Annotated in this window: 26 protein-coding genes; 13 read left to right on the plus strand and 13 right to left on the minus strand. The window is 69.2% G+C overall.

Annotated elements, in window-relative coordinates:
- The first annotated feature begins 17 nt into the window (after window positions 1-17).
- Both snpA and ABZS64_RS28660 read left to right on the plus strand, forming a co-directional pair.
- Window positions 18-671 carry a snapalysin gene (gene snpA, locus ABZS64_RS28655; RefSeq protein ID WP_355835686.1) on the plus strand — a complete coding sequence of 218 codons (654 nt, stop codon included), beginning with the start codon at window positions 18-20 and terminating at the stop codon, window positions 669-671.
- A gap of 103 nt (window positions 672-774) precedes the next feature.
- Window positions 775-1,242: a group II truncated hemoglobin gene (locus tag ABZS64_RS28660; RefSeq protein ID WP_355835689.1), complete on the plus strand. Its 468-nt coding sequence runs from the start codon at window positions 775-777 to the stop codon at window positions 1,240-1,242.
- Window positions 1,243-1,336: 94 nt separating this feature from the next.
- Here ABZS64_RS28660 and ABZS64_RS28665 read toward each other — a convergent pair whose 3' ends face one another.
- From ABZS64_RS28665 to ABZS64_RS28680, 4 genes are all read right to left on the minus strand, one after another.
- On the minus strand, window positions 1,337-1,777 hold the full coding sequence (locus ABZS64_RS28665; RefSeq protein ID WP_355835691.1) for a DUF6304 family protein: 441 nt from the start codon (window positions 1,775-1,777) through the stop codon (window positions 1,337-1,339).
- A 49-nt stretch (window positions 1,778-1,826) separates the two neighbouring features.
- On the minus strand, window positions 1,827-2,096 hold the full coding sequence (locus ABZS64_RS28670) for a hypothetical protein (RefSeq protein ID WP_355835694.1): 270 nt from the start codon (window positions 2,094-2,096) through the stop codon (window positions 1,827-1,829).
- 37 nt (window positions 2,097-2,133) lie between these two features.
- A complete protein-coding gene (locus ABZS64_RS28675) occupies window positions 2,134-3,165 on the minus strand; it encodes a family 2 encapsulin nanocompartment cargo protein polyprenyl transferase (protein ID WP_355835760.1) in 1,032 nt (343 codons plus the stop codon).
- Between the two features lie 109 nt (window positions 3,166-3,274).
- Complete coding sequence (locus ABZS64_RS28680; protein WP_355835696.1) at window positions 3,275-4,699, minus strand: family 2B encapsulin nanocompartment shell protein; 1,425 nt, start codon at window positions 4,697-4,699, stop codon at window positions 3,275-3,277.
- Between the two features lie 243 nt (window positions 4,700-4,942).
- Between ABZS64_RS28680 and ABZS64_RS28685 the strand changes: the two genes are divergently transcribed.
- A complete protein-coding gene (locus ABZS64_RS28685; RefSeq protein ID WP_355835698.1) occupies window positions 4,943-5,533 on the plus strand; it encodes an N-acetylmuramoyl-L-alanine amidase in 591 nt (196 codons plus the stop codon).
- 22 nt (window positions 5,534-5,555) lie between these two features.
- Window positions 5,556-6,470, plus strand: a complete 915-nt coding sequence (locus ABZS64_RS28690) for a pyridoxal-phosphate dependent enzyme (RefSeq protein ID WP_355835701.1) — start codon at window positions 5,556-5,558, stop codon at window positions 6,468-6,470.
- Here the strand turns inward: ABZS64_RS28690 and ABZS64_RS28695 are convergent.
- Window positions 6,452-8,047, minus strand: a complete 1,596-nt coding sequence (locus ABZS64_RS28695; RefSeq protein WP_355835704.1) for a Na+/H+ antiporter — start codon at window positions 8,045-8,047, stop codon at window positions 6,452-6,454. The two genes, ABZS64_RS28690 and ABZS64_RS28695, sit on opposite strands and share 19 nt — an antisense overlap.
- Window positions 8,048-8,105: 58 nt before the next feature.
- Between ABZS64_RS28695 and ABZS64_RS28700 the strand changes: the two genes are divergently transcribed.
- The 3 genes from ABZS64_RS28700 to ABZS64_RS28710 all read left to right on the plus strand — a co-directional run bounded on the left by ABZS64_RS28700 (window position 8,106) and on the right by ABZS64_RS28710 (window position 9,980).
- The gene (locus ABZS64_RS28700) at window positions 8,106-8,366 is read left to right on the plus strand and encodes a UBP-type zinc finger domain-containing protein (protein ID WP_355835707.1); all 261 of its coding nucleotides are present in this window, start codon (window positions 8,106-8,108) and stop codon (window positions 8,364-8,366) included.
- Window positions 8,367-8,607: 241 nt separating this feature from the next.
- Window positions 8,608-9,021 (plus strand): anti-sigma regulatory factor, encoded by a 414-nt coding sequence (locus ABZS64_RS28705; RefSeq protein ID WP_355835710.1) that lies wholly within the window; start codon window positions 8,608-8,610, stop codon window positions 9,019-9,021.
- Window positions 9,018-9,980 (plus strand): RNA polymerase sigma factor SigF, encoded by a 963-nt coding sequence (locus ABZS64_RS28710; protein WP_355835712.1) that lies wholly within the window; start codon window positions 9,018-9,020, stop codon window positions 9,978-9,980. Before ABZS64_RS28705 ends, ABZS64_RS28710 begins: the two co-directional genes overlap by 4 nt.
- A gap of 407 nt (window positions 9,981-10,387) precedes the next feature.
- Here the strand turns inward: ABZS64_RS28710 and ABZS64_RS28715 are convergent, their stop codons facing one another.
- Complete coding sequence (locus ABZS64_RS28715) at window positions 10,388-10,801, minus strand: hypothetical protein (protein WP_355835715.1); 414 nt, start codon at window positions 10,799-10,801, stop codon at window positions 10,388-10,390.
- 70 nt (window positions 10,802-10,871) lie between these two features.
- Between ABZS64_RS28715 and ABZS64_RS28720 the strand changes: the two genes are divergently transcribed.
- Window positions 10,872-11,840 carry a diacylglycerol kinase family protein gene (locus ABZS64_RS28720; protein WP_355835718.1) on the plus strand — a complete coding sequence of 323 codons (969 nt, stop codon included), beginning with the start codon at window positions 10,872-10,874 and terminating at the stop codon, window positions 11,838-11,840.
- A gap of 319 nt (window positions 11,841-12,159) precedes the next feature.
- A complete protein-coding gene (locus ABZS64_RS28725) occupies window positions 12,160-12,417 on the plus strand; it encodes a WhiB family transcriptional regulator (protein ID WP_003953983.1) in 258 nt (85 codons plus the stop codon).
- A gap of 177 nt (window positions 12,418-12,594) precedes the next feature.
- Here ABZS64_RS28725 and ABZS64_RS28730 read toward each other — a convergent pair whose 3' ends face one another.
- Both ABZS64_RS28730 and ABZS64_RS28735 read right to left on the minus strand, forming a co-directional pair.
- The gene (locus ABZS64_RS28730; RefSeq protein ID WP_355835763.1) at window positions 12,595-14,067 is read right to left on the minus strand and encodes a PAS domain-containing sensor histidine kinase; all 1,473 of its coding nucleotides are present in this window, start codon (window positions 14,065-14,067) and stop codon (window positions 12,595-12,597) included.
- 375 nt (window positions 14,068-14,442) lie between these two features.
- On the minus strand, window positions 14,443-15,033 hold the full coding sequence (locus ABZS64_RS28735; RefSeq protein ID WP_355835721.1) for a TetR/AcrR family transcriptional regulator: 591 nt from the start codon (window positions 15,031-15,033) through the stop codon (window positions 14,443-14,445).
- Between the two features lie 80 nt (window positions 15,034-15,113).
- Between ABZS64_RS28735 and ABZS64_RS28740 the strand changes: the two genes are divergently transcribed.
- A complete protein-coding gene (locus ABZS64_RS28740; RefSeq protein ID WP_355835724.1) occupies window positions 15,114-15,866 on the plus strand; it encodes an SDR family oxidoreductase in 753 nt (250 codons plus the stop codon).
- 78 nt (window positions 15,867-15,944) lie between these two features.
- On the opposite strand, the gene ABZS64_RS28745 is transcribed toward ABZS64_RS28740, so the two are convergent.
- From ABZS64_RS28745 to ABZS64_RS28765, 5 genes are all read right to left on the minus strand, one after another.
- Window positions 15,945-16,991, minus strand: a complete 1,047-nt coding sequence (locus ABZS64_RS28745) for an SIS domain-containing protein (RefSeq protein ID WP_355835727.1) — start codon at window positions 16,989-16,991, stop codon at window positions 15,945-15,947.
- Between the two features lie 73 nt (window positions 16,992-17,064).
- On the minus strand, window positions 17,065-18,615 hold the full coding sequence (locus ABZS64_RS28750) for a glycoside hydrolase family 3 protein (protein ID WP_355835731.1): 1,551 nt from the start codon (window positions 18,613-18,615) through the stop codon (window positions 17,065-17,067).
- Between the two features lie 10 nt (window positions 18,616-18,625).
- A complete protein-coding gene (locus tag ABZS64_RS28755; RefSeq protein ID WP_355835734.1) occupies window positions 18,626-19,483 on the minus strand; it encodes a carbohydrate ABC transporter permease in 858 nt (285 codons plus the stop codon).
- Window positions 19,480-20,475 carry a sugar ABC transporter permease gene (locus tag ABZS64_RS28760; protein WP_355835737.1) on the minus strand — a complete coding sequence of 332 codons (996 nt, stop codon included), beginning with the start codon at window positions 20,473-20,475 and terminating at the stop codon, window positions 19,480-19,482. Before ABZS64_RS28760 ends, ABZS64_RS28755 begins: the two co-directional genes overlap by 4 nt.
- A gap of 75 nt (window positions 20,476-20,550) precedes the next feature.
- Window positions 20,551-21,834, minus strand: coding sequence for an extracellular solute-binding protein (locus ABZS64_RS28765; protein ID WP_355835739.1), 1,284 nt, complete (start codon window positions 21,832-21,834; stop codon window positions 20,551-20,553).
- A gap of 284 nt (window positions 21,835-22,118) precedes the next feature.
- On the opposite strand from ABZS64_RS28765, the gene ABZS64_RS28770 reads away from it, so the two are divergent.
- The 3 genes from ABZS64_RS28770 (at window position 22,119) to mctP (ending at window position 25,111) form a co-directional block, all read left to right on the plus strand.
- On the plus strand, window positions 22,119-22,883 hold the full coding sequence (locus tag ABZS64_RS28770; protein ID WP_355835742.1) for a GntR family transcriptional regulator: 765 nt from the start codon (window positions 22,119-22,121) through the stop codon (window positions 22,881-22,883).
- Window positions 22,884-23,225: 342 nt separating this feature from the next.
- Complete coding sequence (locus tag ABZS64_RS28775) at window positions 23,226-23,489, plus strand: DUF3311 domain-containing protein (RefSeq protein ID WP_355835745.1); 264 nt, start codon at window positions 23,226-23,228, stop codon at window positions 23,487-23,489.
- Complete coding sequence (gene mctP / locus ABZS64_RS28780; protein WP_355835748.1) at window positions 23,486-25,111, plus strand: monocarboxylate uptake permease MctP; 1,626 nt, start codon at window positions 23,486-23,488, stop codon at window positions 25,109-25,111. Before ABZS64_RS28775 ends, mctP begins: the two co-directional genes overlap by 4 nt.
- The last annotated feature ends 180 nt before the right edge of the window (window positions 25,112-25,291 follow it).

Genomic DNA, 25,291 nt, shown 5'->3' on the forward strand with positions numbered 1-25,291 from the left:
GAGTAGGAGCCCCCCACATGCGTCACCAGAGCACGTTACTCTCAGCCGCCCTCGGCATCGGCCTCGCCGCCGCCCTCGGCACCGTACCCGCGACCGCGGCGACGACGGCCTCCCCCACGGCCGCCGCCTCCTCGTCCTACACCGCCTACGCAGGCTCGTCGGAGGACGCCAGGGCCACCCAGGCCTTCTTCGACGCCGTCGTGAAGTCGGTCGCCGAGAAGCGCGCCGCGCACCCTGGCGTCAAGGCCGTAACCGTCGTCTACAGCACGAGCAGCGCACCCAGCTTCCGCAGCCAGATAGCCCAGAGCACCCAGATCTGGAACAGCTCCGTCAGCAACGTGAAGCTGCAGGAGGGTTCGGGCGGAGACTTCTCCTACCGCGAGGGCAACGACCCCCGCGGCTCGTACGCCAGCACCGACGGGCACGGGCGCGGCTACATCTTCCTCGACTACGCGCAGAACCAGGAGTACAACTCCACCCGCGTCACCGCCCACGAGACCGGGCATGTGCTCGGCCTGCCGGACCACTACGAGGGCCCGTGCAGCGAGCTGATGTCGGGCGGCGGCCCCGGCACGTCCTGCCAGAACGCCAATCCGGACGCGCAGGAGCGCTCCCGCGTGGACGCCCTGTGGGCGAACGGCCTGGCAGCGGCGATCGCCCGTGTCTCGTGACCATAGGCTGATCGTCTGCTGACCGGATCTCCAGAAACACCGGGGGCGTCCCTCCACGAAAGTGAGGGACGCCCCTCCGCCGCTTCGCGCTTAGGGTGGCCGTATGACGACGAGTCCCAGTGAGCGTCCCGAGACGCTGTACGAGGCCGTGGGCGGTACGGACGCCCTGCGGCGGCTGAGCAACACCTTCTACGAAGCGGTCCTCGCCGATCCGCTGCTCGCCCCCGTCTTCGCCGACTTCACGCCCACCCACATCGAGCATGTCGCGGTCTGGCTCGCCGAGATCTTCGACGGCCCGGCCCGCTTCACCGCCGAGCTGGGCGGCCACCACGCTCTGCTCCACGCCCACCTCGGACTGTCGATCACCGAGGAGCAGCGGCTGCGCTGGATGGAGCTGATGACCGAAGCGGTGGAGAAGGAGCTCCCGGACGACGCGCTGCTGCGCCGGCGGGTGGTGGAGTACTTCGACTGGGGTACGAAGATCGCCCGCCAGGTCTCGGCCGAACCGGTGGGCACGGACCTCGGTGATCCCGGCCCGACCCCGCGCTGGGGCTGGAACGGCAAGCGCTGAGGTCCGGCCGCGCGGTGGGCGGTCGCGGGCATGACGGTTCCGGCATGACGGTGCCGGGCATGCCGGTCAGGGTGTGGCGGTCCCGGTGCCGCTGTCAGGCGCCCACCGGCGTCCGCGTCCCGAACTCCGCGCCCGGCGGCAGCTGCTTCTCTATTCGGCTGAGCGCATCACCGAAGTCGCCCCCGGCGACACCGGATTCGTACGCCGTCCCGCCGTAGTGCAGGGTCAGATTGAGGTCCGCACGGTCCAGCAGGCCGTCCTGCTGCGGCTCCCCGAGCGTCAACAGGCAGCTGAGCGTGGCTTGTTGGACCGTCCCGTCCGAGTGGACGGGCATCGGCATGTCCCACTCCAGTACGCAGGAGGACAGCACCCCGTCCGCGCCCACCGGCTCCAGAGCGGCGAAGGTCGCTCCTTCGTACTCAACACCCCTGATACGCGTGCGCAGTTGGCGCCCGATCGCGGCGATCGTGACCGCTTCCGCGCCCGTGCGGTCGCGGTACCAGCCCGCCCACACTTCCGTCGACTCCGATGACATGGCGCGGACTGTAGCGGTACGCACTCCTCCGCTGAACAGGCGGGATCCCTCAAGGGCTCCCGACGGCGGCGCCGGACTCGCCGCCCGCCTCACCGCCCGCCTCACCGCCGGGCCGCTCGGGCTGCTTCGCGCCCCGGTGCTCGCCGCGGTCGACGTACTCCGGGCATTCGGGATTGTGGCAGGGGCCGGGGCCCCAGAGGGGGACGAATGTCCCGAGGGTCTTGTGGCGCTTCACGACCGTGGTGACAGGCTGTCCGCACGCCGGGCACACATGCTCGGCCTGCGGGTCGTGGAGGATCTCACGTCCTTGGCTGCCCATACCCCCAGGATATGGCGGTATGGGCAGACCGGACAGCTCAGCGCGTACGCCGGGTGACGAACTCCGCCAGGGACAGCAGATCGCCCGCCGCTGCCAGATCCGGGACCGCGCGCGCGAGCTCATGGACGGCCCGGGCCATCCGGTCCGCGGCCTGCAGCTGCGCCCAGTCGCGGCCGCCCGCCCGGTCGACGGCCTCGGCTGCGCGGCGCACCGCCACCGCGTTCATGGGGCCGCGGTAGAGCTCGGCCAGTTCCGCCCCGGCCGGGGTGCCCGAGGTCAGGGCAGCGACCACCGGCAGGGACTTCTTGTGGGCGGCCAGATCAGCGCCGGCCGGTTTGCCAGTACGCTCCGGGTCGCCCCAGATCCCGATCAGATCGTCGATGAGCTGGAAGGCGAGCCCGGCCTCCCGGCCGAAGGCGTCCATGGCGGCGGCCTCCTCGTCGCCGGCGCCCGCGTACAGCGCGCCGAGCGCGCACGCACAGCCCAGCAGGGCGCCGGTCTTGGCGGTCGCCATGGCGAGGCACTCGTCGAGCGAGACCTCGTGCGGCGCACGCTCCTCGAAGGCACAGTCCGCCTGCTGCCCCGCGCACAGCTCGATCACACAGGCGGCGAGCCGCTCCGAGGCGGCGGCCGCAGCGGGGTGGCCGTCCTCGGCGAGCAGCCTCAGCGCGAGAGCGAGCATGGCGTCGCCCGCGATGATCGCGTCCGGGATGCCGAAGACCGTCCAGGCGGTGGGGCGGTGCCTGCGGGTCGGGTCCTCGTCGATGACGTCGTCGTGCAGCAGCGTGAAGTTGTGGGCCAGCTCCACCGCGGTGGCCGCCCGCACCGCGTGCTGCGGTTCCCCGCCGAGCGCCCGGGCCGCGGCCAGCACGAGCGCCGGCCTGATGGCCTTGCCCGCCGAGCCCGCGGCCGGGGTGCCGTCCGCGTGCTCCCAGCCGAAGTGGTACATCGCCACGCGGCGTATGGATCCGGGCAACGACTCGACCGTCGTGCGCAGTTGGGGATTGACGGCGGTACGGGTGCGTTCGAGGAGGGCGACGGCCTCACGGGCCTCGACGGTCTCCGACATGGTCAACGGGGCAGTCCTTTCCGAGCGTTGGACCAGGTGCTCAGGGAACGCGGGGCGAAGCGGCGCGGCCGGGGGCGCGGATGCGGCGCCGCGCCCCCGGCCGGCCGGGTCACCGCCAGCGGCTCACCTCGACGTTCTCCAGGACTCCGAGCGCGTCGGGCACCAGCACGGCCGCCGAGTAGTAGGCCGTGACGAGGTAGGAGATGATCGCCTGCTCGTCGATTCCCATGAAGCGCACGGAGAGACTGGGCTCGATCTCGTCGGGAATGCCGCTCTGCTGCAGCCCGATGACGCCCTGGTCGGCCTCGCCCGTACGCATGCAGATGATCGAGGTGGTCCTGGCCTCCGTGACCGGGATCTTGTTGCAGGGGAAGATCGGAACACCGCGCCAGGCGGGCACATGGTGGCCAGCGACCTCCACGCTGTCGGGGAGCAGACCGCGCCTGCTGCACTCACGCCCGAAGGCGGCGATGGCCCGCGGGTGGGCGAGGAACAGCTTCGATCCGCGCCGCCGCGAGAGCAGTTCGTCCATGTCGTCGGGACTGGGCACACCGTCGTGCGGCTGCAGCCGCTGGCCGTAGTCGCAGTTGTTCAGCAGGCCGAACTCGCGGTTGTTCACCAGCTCGTGCTCCTGGCGCTCACGCAACGCCTCGACCGTGAGCCGCAACTGCTGCTCGGTCTGGTTCATCGGCTGGTTGTAGAGGTCGGCGACGCGGCTGTGAACCTTCAGGACTGTCTGGGCGACGCTCAGTTCGTACTCGCGTGGCGCCGCGTCGTAGTCGACATAGGTGTGCGGGACGACGGCTTCGCCGACATGGCCCGCGGACAGGTCGATCGCCGCCTCGCCGTACTTGTTGGTGCGCTGGTGCGGAATGGACGCCAGCCCGTCGAGATGTGTACGCAGCGAATCCGCGCGCTCCGCGAGGTTCAGCACATCGGCCCGGGTCAGCACGAGCACGGTGCAGGCGGTCGCCGCGCGGGCCGTGTACTCCCAGGGAGCGTCTCCGTCCAGGAGCGCGTGATCGCCGAAGTACGCCCCGTCGGCGAGCACTCCGAGCACCGTCTCGTCCCCGTACGGACCGGTACCGATCTGCTCCACCCGGCCGTGGGCCAGCAAATAGACACGGTCCGCCGCCGCGCCGGAGGCGGCGAGCACCTCACCGGCCGCGAATTCCCGCTGCTCGCAGCGGTTCGCCAGCTCCGCGAAGACCGCGCCGTCGCCGAACTCCCGCAGGGCGGGCAGCTCGGCGAGCTCGGCCGGGATCACGGCCACCCGCTCGCCGGTCTGCACAAAGGTCACGCGTCCGTCGCCGACGGAGTAGCTCAGGCGGCGGTTCACCCGGTAGGTACCGCCCTGTACCTGCACCCACGGCAGCATGCGCAGCAGCCACCGGGAGGTGATCTCCTGCATCTGCGGGGCGGACTTGGTGGTTGTCGCAAGGTTCCGCGCAGCGGCCGTACCGAGACTCTGCTGCGTCGGCGTCTGCTGCTCGCGCACCTCGTCGCCGACAGAACCAACCGAACCAACCGACATAGGACTCCCTCTCGATCATGGATCTGACCTGCGTCGGCCAACCTTTCATTACGGAGAGTCCTCGCACCATTACACAAACGGATGGGACTAGTTCGCCGTCGGTGGGGCAGGTTGGCCGCCTCCTCGGCCTGACCGGATCGGCTCGCACGCCGTACGAACGGATGGTCATTCCGCTGGAGTTGGGGGTAAAAGCGCGGTACGGCACATTTCACGCGCTTCCCCTCACATCCCCAAGGAGACATCGTGTCCCCACCCATGTCCGCGAGCAGTTTCCTCGACACACTGCGCGACGAGGGTCTGACCGTCGTCGAAGTCGGCGAATGGCGCACGCACAACCGCAATCACAAGGGCCCTTGGGGGCCCGTGCACGGCGTGATGATCCACCACACCGTCACCAGAGGCACCGCGAACACCGTCCGCATCTGCCGCGACGGCTACGAGGAGCTGCCAGGTCCGCTGTGCCACGGAGTCATCGCCAAGGACGGCAAGGTCCATCTCGTCGGCTACGGCCGCGCCAACCACGCGGGGCTCGGGGACGACGACGTACTGCGCGCCGTCATCGCGGAGAAGGCACTCCCCCCGGACAACGAGGCGAACACGGACGGAAACCGCCATTTCTACGGCTTCGAGTGCGAGAACCTGGGCGACGGCAAGGACCCCTGGCCGGCGGTCCAGCTGGAGGCGATCGAGCGGGCGGCAGCCGCGATCTGCCGCCACCACGGCTGGACCGCCCGCTCGGTGATCGGCCACCTCGAATGGCAGCCGGGCAAGGTCGACCCCCGGGGCTTCACCATGAACGCCATGCGCGAACGCATCCACGACCGCCTGAAGTGATGTCCCACGTGACAATGGGTGCGTGACCAGGGAAGCGCTCGACCTCACCACAGCCCTGCGGCCGCGACTGCCGTCGCCGCTGCAGCCGGTCGAGGACGAGCGCTTCTCCCGGCACGGGATACAGCTGCTGCTCAAGCGCGACGACCTGATACACCCGGACCTCCCGGGCAACAAGTGGCGCAAACTCGCACCCAACCTTCAGGCGGCCGCGGGCCGCCCGCTGCTGACCTTCGGCGGCGCCTACTCCAACCATCTGCGCGCGACGGCAGCGGCGGGCCGTCTGCTGGGCTTCGAGACGATCGGCGTGGTCCGCGGCGACGAACTGGCCTCCCGGCCGCTGAACCCGTCCCTGTCCCAGTGCGCGGCGGACGGCATGCGCCTGGTGTTCGTCTCCCGCTCGCTGTACCGCCGCAAGTCCGAGCCGGACGCTCTGGTCGCGATCCTCGACGTGGTCGGGGAGCCGGGCGACATCTATGTCGTCCCCGAAGGCGGAAGCAACGCCATCGCGGCCCGCGGCTGCACCGCGCTCGGCCGCGAACTCAAGGGCCAGGCCGACGTCGTGGCCGTCGCCTGCGGCACCGGCGGGACCCTCGCGGGGCTCGCCGCCGGGCTCCGGCCCGATCAGCGCGCCATCGGCTTCCCCGTACTCAAGGGCGGCTTCCTCGGCGAGGAGATACGCACCCTCCAGCGCCAGGCCTTCGGCGCTCCCGCCGGCGACTGGTCCCTCGACGAGCGCTTCCATTTCGGCGGATACGCCCGTACCACTCCCGAACTCACCGCCTTCGCCGACGACTTCGAAGCCCGTCACGATCTTCCGGTTGAGCGCTTCTACGTCGCCAAAATGCTCTACGGCCTGACCTCGCTGGTCACCGAAGGCGCCTTCCCGCGAGGCACCGACCTCGTCGCCGTGATCACCGGTCAGGACTCCTCGCGGTAGGCCGCCGCCTCCTCCAGGTCCAGCCGGCGCAGCAGCGTACGCATCATCTCGTCGTCGATCCGGCGCTGGTCACGCAGTTGTACGAAGACCTCGCGCTCGGCACTGATCATCTCCCCCGACAGCCGCCGGTAGGTGTCGTCCGCCGACTCGCCGGTCAGCTCGTTCACGGCCCCGAGCCGCTCCCAGACGGCGTTACGGCGCCGCTCCAGGACCGTCCGCAGCCGGTCGGCGAGCGGCTGCGGCAGTGCGTTGCGTTCGTCCGCCAGCAGCTCGTCGAGCCTCCGCTCCGCCGCCTGGGATGCCTCGCTCTGGGCCTGCGCCTCGGCCAGCGTCTCGGCGTACGCATCACGCCCCGGCAGCTTCAGTGCCCGGATCAGCGGCGGCAGCGTGAGCCCCTGGATCACCAGCGTCCCGATCACCGTAGTGAAGGTCAGGAACAGCACCAGGTTCCGCGCCGGGAACGGCTCGTCGTCCGCCGTCGCCAGCGGGATCGAGAAGGCGATCGCGAGCGAGACGACGCCGCGCATCCCGGCCCAGCCCACGATCACCGGCGCGGTCCAGTTGGTGTCCGGTTCGCGCTCTCTGATGCGTTTCGACAGGCCGCGCGGAAGGAACGTCGCCGGGAAGACCCAGATGAACCGCACCACCACCACCGCGACGAAGACCCCGACCGCGTACCAGAGCGTTTCGCCGACGCTGTACCCGCCGAGATCCTCGATCACGTACGGCAGCTGCAGCCCGATCAGCGCGAAGACGGACGACTCCAGGATGAACGCGACCATCTTCCAGACCGCCGCCTCCTGCAGCCGGGTCGCGAAGTCGACCTGCCAGGCGCGGTGACCGAGATAGAGCGCGACGACGACCACGGCGAGCACCCCCGACGCGCCGACCCACTCGGCGGCCGCATAGGCGACGAAGGGGATGAGCAGCGAGAGCGTGTTCTGCAGGAGCGCTTCCTTCAGATGCGTACGCATCCAGTGGATCGGCACCATCAGCACCAGCCCGACGCCGATGCCGCCGAGAGACGCCAGCGCGAACTCCGCGATGCCGCCGGCCCAGCTCGCGCCCTCGCCGACGGCCGCGGCGAGCGCCACCTTGTACGCGGTGATCGCGGTCGCGTCGTTCACCAGGGACTCGCCCTGCAGGATCGTCGTGATCCGGTTCGGCAGCCCCAGCCGCCGGGCGATCGCGGTCGCGGCGACGGCGTCCGGCGGCGCGACGACCGCGCCGAGGACCAGGGCCGCGGTCAGCGGCAGATCCGGCACCAGCACATAGGCGAGGTAACCGACAGTGACGGTCGCGAAGAGGACATAGCCGACGGAGAGCAGCGCGACGGGCCGCGCGTTCGCGCGCAGATCGAGATACGAGCTGTCGACCGCGGCGGAGTGCAGAAGCGGCGGCAGGATCAGCGGGAGCACGATGTGCGGGTCGAGCGTGTAGTCCGGCACCCCGGGCACATAGGCGGCGATCAGCCCGGCGGTCACCAGCAGCAGGGGCGCGGGCACCGGTGTCCTGCGGGCCGCCCCGGCGATCGCGGCGCTCACCGCGATCAGCGCGACCAGTGGCAATGCGTCCATCTCGCCGTTTCCTCACGTCCGTACGTACGTCCGCAACCCGCGTCGTAATCTGGCAATCATGAGCGAGTGTCCACACCTGGCCGAACTGCCCCGCCCCCAGCCGGCTCCGCTGAGCGAGACCTGCCTGGAGTGCCTGGCGACCGGCAGCCATCCCGTGCAGTTGCGAATCTGCCTGGTGTGCGGGCATGTGGGGTGCTGCGACTCGTCGCCCCACCGGCATGCGAGCGGGCACTTCAGGGAGACAGGACATCCGATTATGCAGAGCATGGAGCCGGGCGCTCCCTGGCGATGGTGCTCGGTCGACGGTTCGATCGTCTGACGCGTGGGTACGTCAACCCTCCGCCGGTTCCTCGCAATTGGGGCCCGCAGACCTCTAGCCACTGTGTGTACTCATATGCTTACCATGAGTGACAGCCACCGACTGGGGGTCCCGGCGACAGGGCACCATGGATCGCGATAGCGTCGCCGGGCCAGTACCGGCTACGTAGGACTACGTAGCGACGGCTTCGGGATCTCCCCTCCCGTAGCCCCGTTGAGCTTGTGCCACCTTGGAGGTGAGGGTGTCCCAGATCGCAGGCGAGCCCGCGACCCAGGACTTCGTGGAAGTCCGGCTGCCCGCTGCGGGTGCCTACCTGTCCGTGCTGCGTACGGCCACGGCCGGTCTCGCGGCGCGCTTGGACTTCACCCTCGACGAGATCGAGGATCTGCGGATCGCAGTCGACGAGGCATGCGCGATCCTGCTCCAGCAGGCCGTTCCCGGTTCTGTCCTCAGCTGTGTGTTCCGGCTGGTCGACGACTCGCTCGAGGTCACGGTCTCGGCGCCGACGACCGACGGACGCGCACCGGAGCGTGACACCTTCGCCTGGACGGTGCTCTCAGCGCTGGCGGGCAAGGTCGACTCGACGGTCGCCGATGACCGTACGGTCTCCATCAGCCTGTACAAACAGCGCGGCGCGGGACCCGGGCCGGCGTGAGGAACGGGGAGGGTCCGGTGCGGAACGAGCCACCCGCGGTGACGGGCTTCCCGGAGCAAGAGGCGCGGCCGCACCCGGAGGACGGACTGGACGGCCGGACGGCCGCGGCTGAGCAGGCGCAGGTTGGGGGTACCTCCCAGGCGAAGCTCTGGGGGAGGGCGGACCGTATGAGCGAGCACGTGAACGAGCAGCAGCACCACGATCCACATGACCGCAGCGGGGCGCGGGCGATGTTCATCGAGCTGAGCAAGCTGCCCGACGGCTCGCAGGAGCGTGCGGAGCTGCGCAACCAGCTGGTGCGGATGCATCTGCCGCTGGTCGAGCACCTGGCCCGGCGCTTCCGCAATCGTGGCGAGCCGCTGGACGATCTGACGCAGGTCGCGACGATCGGCCTGATCAAGTCGGTGGACCGGTTCGACCCGGAGCGCGGTGTCGAGTTCTCGACCTACGCGACACCGACGGTGGTCGGCGAGATCAAACGCCACTTCCGCGACAAGGGGTGGGCGGTACGGGTGCCGCGCCGTCTCCAGGAACTGCGGCTCGCCCTGACAACGGCGACGGCGGAACTGTCCCAGCAGCACGGCCGCTCCCCGACGGTCCACGAGCTTGCCGAACGCCTGGGCATCTCGGAGGAAGAGGTCCTGGAGGGCCTGGAGTCGGCGAACGCGTACTCCACGCTGTCCCTGGACGTCCCGGACACGGACGACGAGTCCCCTGCGGTGGCGGACACGCTGGGCGCGGAGGACGAGGCGCTGGAGGGCGTGGAGTACCGGGAGTCCCTGAAGCCGCTGCTCGAGGATCTCCCACCGCGGGAGAAGCGGATCCTGCTCCTTCGTTTCTTCGGGAACATGACCCAGTCGCAGATCGCGCAGGAGGTGGGCATCTCCCAGATGCACGTCTCCCGCCTGCTGGCCAGAACGCTGGCCCAGCTCCGGGAGAAGCTCCTGGTGGAGGAGTAGCAGCACTCCCCGGCGCCCCACGTGGCGGCGCGGCCCGCACCCGGGCTCCGCCGCGACGTCCGGCGCTTCGTCGGCCGAGGGGGATCTGCGCGGCGATTCGTTCCATGACGCAGCAGCAGACCGGCCTCGTCGGCCACCGCGACACCGTTCGACGCCGCACTCGCCGCCGTCCTGCTGTTCACCGTCACCAGCAGGGTGATCAGCCCGCAGTACCTGGTCTGACTGATCGGCCGCCGCGGCCTGTCTCACCTCCCGGCACACCACGCAGCGCCCGGTGGCGTTCCTGCTGCCACGTTCGGCGCGAGCGGTGCGACCGACCGGCCGGCCGAGGTCTGAACACGCGAGAGCCCGGCATCCCGATGATCTCGGGGTGCCGGGCTCTCGTGTGGAAAACGCCCGCGTTGCCGCTACGCGTCGCGCGTCGGGGCGCGGATTCCCAGGGCGTTCGTCGTCGTCTGGCTGACCAGCAGCACCAGGCCCGTCACCGCGATCGCCGCCAGCGCGATGCCCACCGGGATCAGCCCGCCCGACGCGCGCAGCAGGGTCCAGGACGGGATCAGGGCCATCAGGTGCGTGATGATCGCCGGGCCCCGGCTCCAGCTGCGCCGCAGCAGCAGACCCCTCGCCGCGATCAGCGGAATCGCGCCGAGTGCGATCAATGTCACTCCGCCCATCTCCGCCTGCGACGGACTGTCCGGCCGGCCCAGCAGCCCCTGCACGAGCATGTAGAGGCCGCCGGCGACCAGTGCCAGCCCTTCCAGGCCGGACACCGCGGCCGCGGCGGTCAGGCGGGCGGGACGGGGGGTCTGGTCAGTGCTCATTCCAGCAGGGTAGCCGTCGTGCGAAGCCCTGGGCTGGGCCAGGTACACACCACTGGGTACGCTGCTGCGCATGCGCGCACTTCTCGTGGTCAATCCGGCAGCAACCACCACCAGTGCCCGCACCCGTGACGTGCTCATCCACGCCCTCGCCAGCGAGATGAAGCTGGAAGCCGTCACCACCGAGTACCGGGGACACGCCCGCGACCTCGGCCGCCGGGCCGCAGATTCCGACGACATCGAGCTCGTCGTCGCCCTCGGCGGCGACGGCACCGTCAACGAGGTCGTCAACGGTCTGCTCCACAACGGCCCCGACCCCGACCACCTCCCCCGCCTCGCCGTCGTCCCCGGCGGCTCGACCAATGTCTTCGCCCGGGCCCTCGGCCTGCCGAACGACGCCGTCGAGGCGACCGGCGCGATCCTGGACGCGCTGCGCGACCAGACCGAACGGACGGTCGGCCTGGGCATCGCAGCCGGTACCCCGGGCACCGAGGACGAGTCTGTTCCACCCCGCTGGTTCACCTTCTGCGCCGGACTCGGTTTCGACGCGAGCGTCATCGGCCGGGTCGAACAGCAGCGGGAGCGCGGCAAGCGCTCCACGCACGCCCTCTACATGCGCCAGGTGGTACGCCAGTTTCTGGACGAGCCCCACCGCCGGCACGGCCCGATCACTCTCGAGCGCCCCGGCGAGGACCCGGTCAGCGATCTCGCGCTGTCCATAATCTGCAACACCTCCCCCTGGACCTACCTGGGCAATCGCCCGGTGTACGCATCCCCCGAGGCCTCCTTCGACACCGCCCTGGACGTCGTCGCGCTGTCCAAGCTGTCGACCCCCGCCGTGGCTCGTTACGCGACCCAGCTGCTCACCTCCACGCCCGAGCGCGGACCACGCGGCAAGCACGCGGTCACTCTCCATGACCTGACCGACTTCACCTTGAATTCAAAGGTCCCGCTCCCGTTCCAGATGGACGGTGACCACCTGGGACTGCGTACCAGCGTGACGTTCACAGGCGTACGCCGTGCACTGCGTGTGATTGTGTGAGCGGAAGGGCCGGAAGTCCTTTATCTCGAACGTACGGACTGGACTCCACCCCATAGAAGTACGGCTGTGACCTAGTCGACACCGAGGAATCAAAAAAAAGTTTCCGGAAGGGGTTGTATCCGCCGCCGAGGTTTGCGAATCTCTACATGGCGATCGGGACGGCCCGCAACATCGGCCCCACAGACCGCCAGAACCCCTCCTCAAAACCTCAGGACCACGCCAGTGCAACTGGCAGTCGGCCCTTCCGTTGCGGGGGGATTCGTGAAAGCGTTCACATTCACAAGCAACCCGCATGTAATACCAAGGAGAGGTAGCAGCCATGGACTGGCGTCACAACGCCGTTTGCCGCGAGGAAGACCCGGAGCTCTTCTTCCCCATCGGCAACACTGGTCCTGCGCTGCTGCAGATCGAGGAAGCCAAGGCCGTCTGCCGTCGCTGCCCCGTCATGGAGCAGTGCCTGCAGTGGGCGCTCGAGTCCGGCCAGGACTCCGGCGTCTGGGGTGGCCTCAGCGAGGACGAGCGCCGCGCGATGAAGCGTCGTGCCGCTCGCAACCGGGCGCGTAACGCCAGCGCCTGACGCCCCTGATACGAGCCTGAGCTCTGGCGGCGCGTACAGAGAGTACGCACTCACCGCCCCCGAGCCGCAGCGCGCAGTGCCCCCGATGCGCATCGCAAATCGCAGCGTGAGCAAATACAAGCTTCGAGCCCCGGACCGTTCCATACGGTCCGGGGCTCATCGCTGTCACCAACTCGCTTATTTATCGCCCTGGACCGGGATGTCGAGCACCACCCGCGTGCCCCGGCCCGGCTCCGGCACCCGCACCATGTCGAAGCCGCCGCCCAACTCCCCTTCCACCAGGGTCCGTACGATCTGCAGACCCAGATTTCCGGCCCGCTGCGCGTCGAAACCCTCGGGCAGTCCGCAGCCGTCGTCCTGCACGGTGATCAGCAGCCGGCCATCGGTGCGCTGATCACTTCGTACGGCCGAGACCTCGACCGAGCCGCGCTCGCCCTGCGCGAAGGCGTGTTCCAGCGCGTTCTGCAGCACCTCGGTCAGGACCATCGACAGCGGGGTTGCGACCTCGGCGTCGAGAATGCCGAAGCGGCCCGTGCGGCGGCAGTCGACCTTGCCCGGGGAGATCTCCGCGACCATCGCGATGACGCGGTCGGCGATCTCGTCGAACTCGACACGCTCGTCCAGGTTCTGGGAGAGCGTCTCGTGCACGATCGCGATCGAACCTACGCGCCGCACCGCCTCGTTGAGCGCCTCGCGGCCGCGTACGGAATCCATCCGCCGGGCCTGCAGCCGCAGCAGCGCTGCCACCGTCTGGAGGTTGTTCTTCACTCGGTGATGGATCTCCCGGATGGTCGCGTCCTTGGTGATCAACTCGCGCTCGCGGCGGCGCAGTTCGGTGACGTCGCGCAGCAGTACGAGGGAGCCGATGTGGGTGCCCTTGGGCTTGAGCGGGATGGTGCGCAGCTGGATGACGCCGTCGTTGCCCTCGACCTCTGTCTCGCGGGGCGCATAGCCGCTGACGAGTTTGACCAGGGCCTCGTCGACCGGGCCGCGGGACGGGGCGAGTTCGGCGGTGGTCTGGCCGAGGTGGTGTCCGACGAGGTCGGACGCGAGGCCGAGGCGGTGGTACGCGGAGAGGCCGTTGGGGCTCGCGTACTGGACCACACCGTCGGCGTCGAGCCGGATGAGTCCGTCGCCGACGCGCGGGGAGGCGTCCATGTCGACCTGCTGGCCGGGGAAGGGGAAGGAGCCCGCGGCGATCATCTGGGCGAGGTCGGATGCGGACTGGAGATAGGTGAGCTCCAGCCGTGACGGGGTCCGTACGGTCAGCAGATTCGTATTGCGGGCGATGACGCCGAGGACGCGGCCGTCGCGGCGTACGGGGATGGACTCGACCCGTACCGGAACCTCCTCGCGCCACTCCGGGTCTCCCTCGCGCACGATCCGACCCTCGTCGAGCGCGGCGTCGAGCAGCGGGCGCCGGCCGCGGGGAACGAGATGGCCGACCATGTCGTCCTGATAGGACGTGGGGCCGGTGTTGGGCCGCATCTGGGCCACGGAGACATAGCGGGTGCCGTCGCGTGTGGGGACCCACAGGACGAGGTCGGCAAAGGAGAGGTCGGAGAGCAGCTGCCACTCCGAGACCAGCAGATGGAGCCACTCGAGGTCGGATTCACTGAGGGCTGTGTGCTGGCGTACGAGGTCGTTCATGGAGGGCACATCAGCGAGCGTACCTGCGGTGTGAACCGGTCGAGTTGCCCGCCCGTGCTGGAGGATGGGGCACGAACTATGCTCTGCAGATGGATGGACAGCGAAGAATGGTCTAGTCCACAATGAATCACTAGAGCCTCCGCCCTCCCCGCACAGGAGGGTGGACCGAGGTCCCCGGCGCTCTCTGCCCTGACTGCGTCGAGACCTCTCACACGGCCGCGCGGGACCGCACACCTGCCGGCCGGAGCAACTCCGGGCTGCGGTGCCGGACGGGCTGAGGGTCCCGTCAGGCGCCGCGGCCCGCGGGTGCCACCACTTTCTGCGCCCCTCCCACAGCCCGGCCGCCCAGACCCGGGCAAGGCCTCAGGTCGCGGCTCAGGGCCACGCGCGCATCGACAGTTCGGCCAGCGCCTCCAGCTCCTTTGCCGTCGCGCCGTCGCGCGCCTGCTGGGACATTCCCTGCATCACGGCTCCGGCGAAGCGCGCCAGGGCCGTGGCATCGGTGTCCGGCGGGAGCTGGCCCCACGCGATGTCCGCGCGGATACGGCTCTCGAACGAGGCAAGGATGCCGTTACGGCGCTCGCGCAGGGCGGCCGCAACCTCCGGGGTCGTGCAGTTGATCGCCGAGCTGATCATGAGGCAGCCGCGGGGGTGAGCCGGGTCGGTGTACTCGCTCGCCGCCTCGCGCAGTAGCCGTCCGATGCCCGCGCGGGCGGTGGGTCCGCCGTCGATGGCGCGAGGGCCGAACGAGCCGTACTTCCCGGCGTACAGCTCCACGACCTCGTCGAAGAGTGCCTTCTTGTCGCCGAAGGCGGCGTACAGGCTGGGCGCGCCGATACCCATGAGGCGGGTCAGATCGGCGACTGACGTCGCCTCGTAACCGTGCTCCCAGAAGGCCATCGTCGCCTGTTCGAGGGCCGCTTCGCGGTCGAAGGAGCGGGGGCGGCCGCGCTGTTTCGTCGCCATGAGCTCATTTTATAGCGGCCGCTAGATAATCTGCTACGGTCATTTCTGTAGCGACCACTAGAGAAAAGGGGGGCGCAGCCATGGGCGCGCTCGTGGGGAAGACGGCGCTGGTGACGGGTGCCAGCCGGGGTATCGGTCGGGCCATCGCGGAACGGCTGGGGCGGGACGGGGCGAGAGTCGCCGTGCACTACGGCAGCAACGAGGCGGCCGCGAAGGAAACGGTCGCGGCGATCGAGGCGGCGGGCGGGACCGCGTTCGCCCTCCGGCAGGAGCTGGGGGTGCCGGGGGACGCGGCTTCCCTGTGGGCACAGTTCGACCGGCTGGCGGAGGGCGGCGGGCTCGACGTTCTGGTCAACAACGCGGGCATCGCGCCGATGCTGCGGATCGAGGAGACCGAGGAGGCCGACTTCGACCGGATCCACGCACTCAACGCCCGCGCGCCGTTCTTCATCGTGAAGCACGGGCTGGAGCGGCTGCGGGACGGCGGCCGGATCATCAACGTCACCGCGGCGACGCGGATCGCGCTGCCCAACATCGCGGCAACTGTGATGAGCAAGGGCGCGCTGAACACGCTCACGCGCGCGCTGGCGCTGCAGCTCGCGCCCCGCGGGATCACGGTCAACGCGCTCGCGCCGGGCGTCACCGAGACCGACCTGACGCCCTGGCTGGCGGATTCGCACGGGCGGGAGTTCGGCGAGAACTTCTCGGCGTTCGGACGCGTCGGGACGGTGGAGGACATCGCGGAAGTGGCGGGCTTCCTGGCGTCCGACGGGGCCCGCTGGATCACGGGCCAGGAGATCGACGCGACGGGCGGGGCACTGCTGGGCTTCTGACGCCACCCGGCGCCTCAATCGCCGGACGGGCCACAGGGGAGCCCGTCCGGCGATTACGCACACGCCCGAAGGGCGTGCTCAGCGCGTCTCTGTGACCTTTGCCAGGGCCCTCGGTGCATCCGGGTCCTGGCCGCGCGCGATCGTCACCTCGTACGCCAGCAGCTGCAACGGCAGGATCTCCAGAATTGGCTGGAGTTCCTCCGGGACGCCTTCCGTCGGCAGGACGAAGCCCGCCGACGCCGCCTCGACCTGGGGGGTCGGGCCCACCACCACCAGGTCGGCGCCGCGGCCGCGGAGGCGGTCGAGGACCGGCTGGAGTGCCTCGCCGCCCTTGCCGTCCGGGACCACCGCGATGACCGGTGAGATGTTGTCGACCATCGCAAGCGGACCGTGCAGCAGATCCGCGCCGGAGTACGACAGGGCCGGGATGTAGCTCGTCTCCATCAGCTTCAGGGCGGCCTCCTTCGCCGTGGGGTAGCCGTATCCCCGCGACGTGATCACCATCCGCTCGGCGAAGCGGTAGCGGGAGGCCAGCTGCCGTACTTCCTCCCTGCGGGACAGGACCTGCGCGGCCAGGTCGGGAAGGATCTTCGCCGCCGCCCCGTCACCGCCCCGCAAGCCCTCCACGAGGAGATAGAGCGCGAGCAGCGACGCCGTGTACGTCTTCGTCGCCGGGAGCGCCTTCTCGGGGCCCGCGAGGATGTCGATGTGGAACTCGGAGACCGCCGCCAGCGGGGAGTCCGGGTTGTTCGTGACCGCGAGCGTGATCGCGCCCGCCTCGCGTGCCGCCTTCGTCGAGGCAACCAGGTCCGGTGAACCCCCGGACTGGCTGACCGTGATGACCAGAACGTCCGTCAGGTCGGGCCGCGCGCCGTACGCCGTCGTCGTGGACATGGAGGTCAGCCCGCACGGCAGACCCAGCTGGATCTCGAGCAGATACTTCGCGTACAGCGCGGCATTGTCGGACGTGCCGCGCGCGGTCAGCAGCACGAAGCGCGGGGTGCGCGCCGCGATCGCCGTCGCCACCTCGCGGATCCTCGGCGCCCCCTCCTCCAGGATGCGCCGCAGCATCGCAGGCTGCTCCGCCATCTCCGCGGCCATGATTCCGCCCGGCTGTTCGGACATGCGAGGTGCCTCCATGTGGCATTCCTTGCGCCGGGACGGACAGGCCGGCCCGGCACCGCACGGTCCGCGTCGGTCAGGCCCCGGCGCCCTTGCCGGTGAAGACCTCCGCGGCGGCCCGTCCGCAGACGCGGGCGGCGCCATGGGTCGCGATGTGCAGGGCCCCCCTTGGCTCCGCCCGGTCCAGCCCCATCTCCACAACGACCGTGTCGGGCCGGGCGGCGACCAGGGCGTCCAGGGCGTCCGCCATCCAGGGGTGGCGGTGAACGTCGCGCACTACAGCGACGATCCTACGGTCCCCCGCAACTCCCAGCACATTTGCCACCAGAGGTGACACATCGGTCGTGGCGGCGTACGTGTCTGTCGTCGTGCCCGGCAGGATCGCGGCCAGCTCCGCCGCCATGCCCCACGGAGTCTCGTCCCCGACGGCGATGTTCGCGACGGGGGTGAGTGCGGCGACGTAGGGGGCGCTCGTGAGGGGTACGAAGGGCTCCCTCGCCGTCACCTGTACGGCCCGCCGCGCGGCGACAAGACCGATGTCGGTCGGTCCGGTGTCGGTGCCGGGCGCGCTCCCCTCCTGTGAAGCCGCGCCCGGCTCCGCTGCAACCCCCCTGGCCCGTCGCGTCCAGTCGGCGAGCGTGCGTACCCGCGCGGCCGCGTCGGCCAGTCGCTCCTCGGGCAGTTCGCCGTCCCGTACCGCTGTGACCAGCGCGTCGCGCAGTCTCAGTACGGTCTCCTCGTCGGCCAGGCCGCCGCCGACGCAGATCGCGTCGGCTCCCGCGGCGATCGCGAGGACGGAGCCGCGCTCGATGCCGTACGCCGCCGAGATGGCCTGCATCTCCATGCCGTCGGTGACGATCAGGCCCTGGTAGCCCAGCTCTTCGCGCAGCAGACCGGTGAGGATCTGCGGGCTCAGCGTCGCCGGGCGGTTCGGGTCGAGCGCGGGAAGCAGGATATGCGCGCTCATCACCGCTTTGGAACCCGCCGCGATCGCGGCGCGGAAAGGCACCAGTTCACGGGCGTGCAGCGTGTCGAGATCCGCATCGATCCGGGGCAGCGCGTGGTGCGAGTCCACGTTGGTGTCGCCGTGTCCGGGGAAGTGCTTGGTGCAGGCGGCGACTCCGGCGGCCTGGAGGCCTTCGATGTACGCGACGGTGTGGCGTGCGGCAAGCGCGGTGTCGGCGCCGAAGGAGCGTACGCCGATGACCGGGTTGTCCGGATTCGAGTTGATGTCGGCGGACGGCGCCCAGTTGAGGTCGACCCCGCATTCGGCGAGCCGGCGGCCGAGCTCCCGGGCGACGGCCCGGGTGAGGTCGGTGTCGTCCACCGTGCCCAGCGCGTAGTTGCCGGGGAAGGAGGACCCTGTGCGTACCTCCAGGCGGGTGACATCTCCGCCCTCCTCGTCGATCGCGACGAGGACGTCGTCCCGCTCGGCCCGCAACTGCGCGGTGAGCGCGGCCAGTTGACCGGGGGAGACGATATTGCGGCCGAACAGGCCGACGGCCGAGAGGCCTTCGCCGATCCGGCGCAGCAGCCATTCCGGTGCGGTGGTTCCGAGGAAACCCGGCTGGAGGACGGCGAGGGCGTCGCGCGTCAGGGTGTCTGTACTGCGTACGAGAGTTGTCATGTGGACGGCGTCATCCCTTCACTGCGCCGGCCGTCAGACCCGCGGCCATCTTGCGCTGGACGAGGAGGAAGAGGATCACGATGGGGATGGCCATCATCGTGGCGCCCGCCATCATCGGGGCGTACTCGGTGCCGTTCTTGGTGGTGAAGTTGCCCAGCCACACGGTGGCCGTCTGGTTCTGCTGGCTCATCAGCATCAGTGCGTACAGATACTCGTTCCAGGCCTGGATGAAGCCGTAGACCGAGGTGGCGACCATGCCCGGGGCGAGCAGCGGGAAGACCACGCGGATGAAGGCGCCGGTGCGGGTGCAGCCGTCGACCATCGCCGCCTCCTCCAGCTCCCTGGGGATGTTGACGATGAATCCGCGCAGCGTCCAGACCGTGAAGGGCAGGATGAAGGTCAGGTACGTGATGATCAGGCCCGTGAGCTTGTCGTACTGACCGAGGTCGTTCAGCAGCAGGAAGACCGGGATGATCATGGCGACCAGCGGGATCATCTGGACCGCGAGGATGCCGACGATCACGATCTTGCGGCCACGGAAGGCGAAGCGGGATATCGCGAGCGCGGCGAGCATGCCGACCGCGATGCCGATGACGACCACGACGAGCGAGACGGTCAGGCTGCGTCCGACCGGTCCCCAGAAGTCGGCGATGTCCAGGGCCCGCTTGAAGTTCTCCGTCGTGAAGACGTTGGGGAAGAAGTGCGGGTCGGGGTCGATCGCGTCCTTGGCGGGCTTGAACGCCGTGTTGAGCATCCAGTAGACGGGAAAGCCCGCGGTGACGAAGACCAGGAGGCCGAGCAGATTCCAGCCGAGCTTGCTCTTCCTGGGACGGCGGGTGGCGGCGGGAGCCGCGGCGGTCGAAGTCACTCCACCTCTCCGATCTTGAGCATCTGGCGCATGTAGACCGCGACCACACCGAGCAGCAGGATCACCGTGACAAGCGCGATCGCCGAGCCGGTGCCGTAGTCGTTGACGACGAAGGCCTTGTCGTACGAGTACGTGGTGAGCAGCTGGAACTCCGCCTCGGGATGGCCGTTGCGCATCACGAAGACCTGCGGGAAGACGCCCATGTCCCAGATCACCGAGAGCGTCGTCAGCATCACGATGATGGGCTTGAGGATCGGCAGGGTGACGAAGCGGAACACGCCCCAGGCGCCCGCGCCGTCGAGCCGGGCGGCCTCTTCGAGCTCCTTGGGCACCTGGGTGAGACCGGCGCTGAGTGTGATCACCACGAAGGGCACGGCGCCCCAGACCACCAGCAGGATGATCACGGTGAGGCCCTGGGGGCCGCTGGCGAACCAGTTGTGGCCGATCATGTCGACCCCGGGCAGCCTGGAGAGCAGCCAGTTGAGTACGCCGTAGTCGGCGTCGAAGAGCCATTTGAAGATCGCGGTGGCGACGATGATGGGCATGCCCCAGCTCGCCACGAGCGCGATGTTGATCAGGGTCTTCACCCAGCCGGAGACACGCTGCAGCAACAGCGCGACCAGCATGCCGATGACCATGGTCAGCACCACGGCGCTGAAGGCGAAGACCGCGGTCCGTATGACGACGGTCCAGAACTCGCTGTCCCCGAGGATCTTGGAGAAGTTGCCGAAGCCGACCGACTCCGGGTCCTTGAAGCCCCACAGCTGGGGCTGGCCGAACTTCTGGAAGGAGAGGGTGACCAGCCGTACGAGCGGATAGCCGAGGACGAGCAGAAGGATGAGCAGGCAGGGTGCGAGCAGTAGCCAGGGCACTCCTGCCCCGCCTGCTGTCGGCTTTCTGCCGGGCTTCGCCGGGGCGGCTGCGCCGGTCCCCGGTGGTGGTGATTGCCGCGTCGGCGGCACCGTGGCGGTGGTTGTCTCTGCGGCACTCATCCCGTGCTCCTCAGCAGTCCCTCTCCCGGTACTGGCGGCAGGGCCCCGTCGTCGCGACGGGGCCCTGCCCATAGGTCACTTGGTGTTGATGACCTTGTCGATCGCGGCGTCCGCGGCCTTCGCGGCGTCCGCTACCGACTTCTTGCCGGTGCCGATCTGCTGCAGCATGGTCTTGAGGGTCTGGGCCTTCTCGACCTGACCCCAGCCCGGTGCCATCGGCACGAACCAGTTGGACTCGGCGGCGGTGGCCGGGACCACCGTCTTCGGGTCGTTCTTCAGGGTCGCCAGGTCGGTCTTGTTGTTGGGCAGGTTGCCCTTGGCGAGCAGACCCTTCTGGCCCTGGGCGCCGGTGAAGGCGTTGATCCACTCGGCCGCGACGTCCTGCGCCTTTGACTTGACCGGGACGGCCAGGTCGGAGCCGCCGAGGAAGACCGGGAGGGCCTTGCCGCTCGGGCCGGGCATCACGAAGTTCTCGAGCTTGTCGGCGAGCTTGCCGACCTTGTCGTTCTTCGGGTCGGCGGCGGTGCCACCCTCCCAGGCCGCGCTGAAGATGGTCGCGGACTTGCCCTGGCCGAAGACGACCGGGCGGTCGGACTCGTCCTTCGTCTTGTCGCCGTGCATGTACTTGTCGAGGATCGACTTGTACTCATTGAGGCCCTTGAGGGACTCGGGCGAGGAGAGGTTGGCCTTCCACGAGTCGCCGTCCTTCTTGGCGATGGAGCCACCGGCGTCGTATACGAAGGACATCGCCGCGTACCAGTCCGGCGAAGGCTGGTACCAGGCGCTGAACTTGCCGCCCTTCTTCTCCTGGATCTTGTCCAGGGCGGCGGTGAGTTCCGCGTACGTCTTCGGGGCGGCCTTCACGCCGACCTCTGTGGCGATGTCCTTGCGCCAGGTGCCGACACGGCCACCGGCGTAGTACGGGACGCCGTAGGTCTTGCCGTCGTACGTGACGGACTCCTTGAGACCGTCAAGCCACGCGTCCGACTGCTCGAACTTCTTCGAGTCGACCTCGGCGAAGGCGCCCTTGGTCATGTAGCCGAGCATCTCGGTGTTGCCCATCTCGACCACGTCCGGAGCCTTGTCCGTGGCGAGTACGGCGTCGAGCTTGGCGTTCTTGTCCGGCCAGCCGTAGTACTCGTGCTTGATCTTGATGCCCGGGTGCTTCTTGACGACCGCGTCGTCGGCAGCCTTGACCAGATCCGGCCAGTTGTTCTGCGCGTCGACCGTCAGCCAGACGGTCAGTTCCTTGGCGTCGCCGCCGGCAGCCTTGTCCCCGCCCTTGTCCGAATCGCCACAGGCCGCCAGGCCGATCATCATGCCCGCGACGCCTACCGCCGCGATGAGCTTGCGCTTCACGCCACCCTCCTCAGGGATGCCTGCAACCCCCCGCCCACCGCGAAGACATACGACGAGTACTGCTCGTGGGGCTGGGACCTGGTCTTTAATGGTTTAGACCAGTACCCGGAGCTTGGCCTAGACCTTTAGGGGTGTCAAGGGTGTATAAGAAGGGCTGTCGCGTCCGTTATCGGACCGACACCTGAGGGAGGGCGACGACCCGTGACCCGACCGTGCCACCATGTGAGCCGCAACAGACGGAGGAGCCGGTGACGGCAGCAGCGCAGGAGTCGGGAAGGCGGGCCATGACCACGGACGGGGGCGGCACCGAAGCCGAGGGCGGGGCAGTGACCCGTACCGCGCGCGTGCCCAAGTACTACCGGCTCAAGCGCCACTTGCTCGATATGACCGAAACGCTTCCGCCCGGCACGCCCGTGCCGCCGGAGCGCACACTCGCGGCCGAGTTCGACACCTCGCGCACGACGGTGCGCCAGGCGCTGCAGGAACTGGTCGTCGAGGGCCGCCTCGAGCGCATCCAGGGCAAGGGCACCTTCGTGGCCAAGCCCAAGGTCTCGCAGGCCCTCCAGCTCACCTCGTACACCGAGGACATGCGGGCCCAGGGCCTTGAGCCCACCTCGCAGCTGCTGGACATCGGCTATGTCACGGCCGACGACACGCTGGCGGGACTGCTGGACATCTCGACCGGTGGGCGGGTGCTGCGGATCGAGCGGCTGCGGCTCGCGAGCGGCGAGCCGATGGCGATCGAGACCACGCACCTGTCGGCCAAGCGCTTCCCGGCGCTGCGCCGCAGCCTGGTGAAGTACACCTCGCTCTACACGGCGCTGGCGGAGGTGTACGACGTCCATCTGGCCGAGGCCGAAGAAACGATCGAGACCTCACTGGCCACCCCGCGCGAGGCCGGTCTTCTCGGCACGGACGTGGGCCTGCCGATGCTGATGCTCTCGCGCCACTCCCTGGACGCCCAGGGCGAGCCGGTGGAGTGGGTGCGCTCGGTGTACCGCGGCGACCGGTACAAGTTCGTCGCGCGGCTCAAGCGGCCGCAGGACTGAGTCGCGCACGTGGTGTAGCGCGGGTCACCTTCCTGCTCTACGGTCCTCCCGTCATCGCAAAGCGACGGGAGGACGACCCGGTGCGCTCAGTGCTGCCGCCCGCCAAGTCCACGTGTCGCGCATGCGCGTTCACTCGATCCGGCGGTCCTGTGCCGCCCCGGCGGGAATTCGAGCGGATGCGGACGGACCGCCAGGAGTCGGACCCCCGGGCGGGTTTGCGCTGCTGCCGAACCTTCAACCGTTGCCGTACCGATATGCGGACAGGGGATGACGCTGCGCACACCCTCGCCTAGATTTCCTGCGCATTGCAACCGGTGATGCGTGAGGGGACGGAGCCGCCGTATGTCAGATGTGACGGAAGTGACGGACGAGAAACCACCAGTGATCACGCCCCTGCGCGTGGTCGTCGCCCTCTGCCTCATCGCGCCGTTCGTCGCGATGCTCTGGGTCGGCTCGTACGCGAAGACCGAGCCGACGTTCATCGGCATCCCGTTCTTCTACTGGTACCAAATGCTCTGGGTGCTGATCTCCACCGCGCTCACCGTGATCGCTTACAAGCTGTGGCAGCGCGACCAGCGCGCCCGCAAGGGGGGTGCGTCGAAGTGAACGACGGCGTGAACGGCGTCGCACTCGCCGTCTTCATCTTCTTCTTCCTGGCCGTCACGGTCATGGGCTTCCTGGCCGCGCGCTGGCGCAAGGCCGAGAGCGACAGCCTCGACGAATGGGGCCTGGGCGGCCGGTCGTTCGGCACCTGGGTCACCTGGTTCCTGCTCGGCGGCGACCTGTACACGGCGTACACCTTCGTGGCCGTCCCGGCGGCGATCTACGCGGCGGGCGCGGCGGGCTTCTTCGCGGTCCCGTACACGATCCTCGTCTATCCGCTGATCTTCACCTTCCTGCCGCGGCTGTGGTCGGTCTCGCACAAGCACGGATACGTCACCACCTCGGACTTCGTCCGCGGACGCTGGGGCTCGAAGGGGCTGTCGCTGGCGGTCGCCGTCACCGGCATCCTGGCGACGATGCCGTACATCGCACTCCAACTGGTCGGCATCCAGGCGGTACTCGACGTGATGGGCGTCGGCGGCGGCGAGACCACGAACTGGTTCGTCAAGGACCTGCCGCTGCTGATCGCCTTCGGTGTCCTGGCTGCGTACACCTACTCCTCGGGCCTGCGGGCGCCGGCGCTGATCGCGTTCGTCAAGGACACGCTGATCTACATCGTCATCGCGGTGGCGATCATCTACATCCCGATCAAGCTCGGCGGCTTCGACGACATCTTCGCGAAGGCCGGCGACGCGTTCGCGCAGATCAACCCGGCGACCGGGAAGCCGAGAGGCGCGCTGGCGCCGGGCGAGGCGGGCCAGTGGGGTTACGCCACGCTGGCACTCGGCTCCGCGCTCGCGCTCTTCATGTATCCGCACTCGATCACGGCGACGCTCTCTTCGCGCAGCCGTAATGTGATCCGCCGCAACACGACGATCCTGCCGCTGTATTCGCTGATGCTGGGCCTGCTGGCGCTGCTCGGCTTCATGGCGATCGCGGCGGGCGTGACGGTGAAGAACGGGCAGCTGGCGATCCCGCAGCTGTTCGAGAACATGTTCCCGGACTGGTTCGCGGGGGTCGCGTTCGCGGCGATCGGCATCGGCGCGCTGGTTCCGGCGGCGATCATGTCGATCGCGGCGGCGAATCTGTTCACGCGGAACATCTACAAGGACTTCATCAAGCCGGACGCCACTCCGGCACAGGAGACGAAGGTCTCCAAGCTGGTGTCGCTGCTGGTGAAGGTCGGCGCGCTGGTCTTCGTCCTGACGATGGACAAGACGGTGGCCATCAACTTCCAGCTCCTCGGCGGGATCTGGATCCTCCAGACCTTCCCGTCGCTGGTGGGCGGGCTCTTCACCCGCTGGTTCCACCGGTGGGCGCTGCTGGCGGGCTGGGCGGCCGGCATGATCTACGGCACGGCGGCGGCGTACGGCGTGGCCTCGCCGACCCAGAAGCACTTCGGCGGCTCGTCCGCGGAGATCCCGGGCTTCGGCGAGATCGGGTACATCGGTCTGACGGCGTTCGTGCTGAATGTGGTGGTGACGGTGGTGCTGACGTTCGTGCTGCGGGCGATGAAGGCACCGGAGGGTGTGGACGAGACGAGCCCGTCGGACTACACGGCGGACGCGGGCGACCCGGGCGTGAAGGCGGAACTCCCGCCGGCGACCGCGGAGGCGGGTCACTGACGGTCGGGTTCGGCGGAGGGCCGCCGCGTCTCCCGGGAGGGGGGTGCGGCGGCCCTTGGTCGTGCGGGGGGATTTTCCCCACCCCGCCCCTTCCCTGAACTGGGGCGAGCCCCAGACCCCGTTGCGGGGGCTCCGCCCCCGGACCCCCGCGCCTCAAACGCCGGCGGGGCTGGATGTGCG

Source organism: Streptomyces sp. NPDC005408, assembly GCF_040606445.1.
In the GTDB taxonomy this organism is placed as follows: Bacteria; Actinomycetota; Actinomycetes; order Streptomycetales; family Streptomycetaceae; genus Streptomyces.

What these genes read in the sequence shown, in the direction of transcription:
- snpA (WP_355835686.1), top strand. Translation starts at nt 18, where the DNA reads ATGCGTCACCAGAGCACGTTACTCTCAGCCGCCCTCGGCATCGGCCTC.
- ABZS64_RS28660 (WP_355835689.1), top strand. Translation starts at nt 775, where the DNA reads ATGACGACGAGTCCCAGTGAGCGTCCCGAGACGCTGTACGAGGCCGTG.
- ABZS64_RS28665 (WP_355835691.1), bottom strand. Translation starts at nt 1,777, where the DNA reads ATGTCATCGGAGTCGACGGAAGTGTGGGCGGGCTGGTACCGCGACCGC.
- ABZS64_RS28670 (WP_355835694.1), bottom strand. Translation starts at nt 2,096, where the DNA reads ATGGGCAGCCAAGGACGTGAGATCCTCCACGACCCGCAGGCCGAGCAT.
- ABZS64_RS28675 (WP_355835760.1), bottom strand. Translation starts at nt 3,165, where the DNA reads ATGTCGGAGACCGTCGAGGCCCGTGAGGCCGTCGCCCTCCTCGAACGC.
- ABZS64_RS28680 (WP_355835696.1), bottom strand. Translation starts at nt 4,699, where the DNA reads ATGTCGGTTGGTTCGGTTGGTTCTGTCGGCGACGAGGTGCGCGAGCAG.
- ABZS64_RS28695 (WP_355835704.1), bottom strand. Translation starts at nt 8,047, where the DNA reads ATGGACGCATTGCCACTGGTCGCGCTGATCGCGGTGAGCGCCGCGATC.
- ABZS64_RS28700 (WP_355835707.1), top strand. Translation starts at nt 8,106, where the DNA reads ATGAGCGAGTGTCCACACCTGGCCGAACTGCCCCGCCCCCAGCCGGCT.
- ABZS64_RS28715 (WP_355835715.1), bottom strand. Translation starts at nt 10,801, where the DNA reads ATGAGCACTGACCAGACCCCCCGTCCCGCCCGCCTGACCGCCGCGGCC.
- ABZS64_RS28720 (WP_355835718.1), top strand. Translation starts at nt 10,872, where the DNA reads ATGCGCGCACTTCTCGTGGTCAATCCGGCAGCAACCACCACCAGTGCC.
- ABZS64_RS28725 (WP_003953983.1), top strand. Translation starts at nt 12,160, where the DNA reads ATGGACTGGCGTCACAACGCCGTTTGCCGCGAGGAAGACCCGGAGCTC.
- ABZS64_RS28730 (WP_355835763.1), bottom strand. Translation starts at nt 14,067, where the DNA reads ATGAACGACCTCGTACGCCAGCACACAGCCCTCAGTGAATCCGACCTC.
- ABZS64_RS28735 (WP_355835721.1), bottom strand. Translation starts at nt 15,033, where the DNA reads ATGGCGACGAAACAGCGCGGCCGCCCCCGCTCCTTCGACCGCGAAGCG.
- ABZS64_RS28740 (WP_355835724.1), top strand. Translation starts at nt 15,114, where the DNA reads ATGGGCGCGCTCGTGGGGAAGACGGCGCTGGTGACGGGTGCCAGCCGG.
- ABZS64_RS28745 (WP_355835727.1), bottom strand. Translation starts at nt 16,991, where the DNA reads ATGTCCGAACAGCCGGGCGGAATCATGGCCGCGGAGATGGCGGAGCAG.
- ABZS64_RS28750 (WP_355835731.1), bottom strand. Translation starts at nt 18,615, where the DNA reads ATGACAACTCTCGTACGCAGTACAGACACCCTGACGCGCGACGCCCTC.
- ABZS64_RS28760 (WP_355835737.1), bottom strand. Translation starts at nt 20,475, where the DNA reads ATGAGTGCCGCAGAGACAACCACCGCCACGGTGCCGCCGACGCGGCAA.
- ABZS64_RS28770 (WP_355835742.1), top strand. Translation starts at nt 22,119, where the DNA reads ATGACCACGGACGGGGGCGGCACCGAAGCCGAGGGCGGGGCAGTGACC.
- ABZS64_RS28775 (WP_355835745.1), top strand. Translation starts at nt 23,226, where the DNA reads ATGTCAGATGTGACGGAAGTGACGGACGAGAAACCACCAGTGATCACG.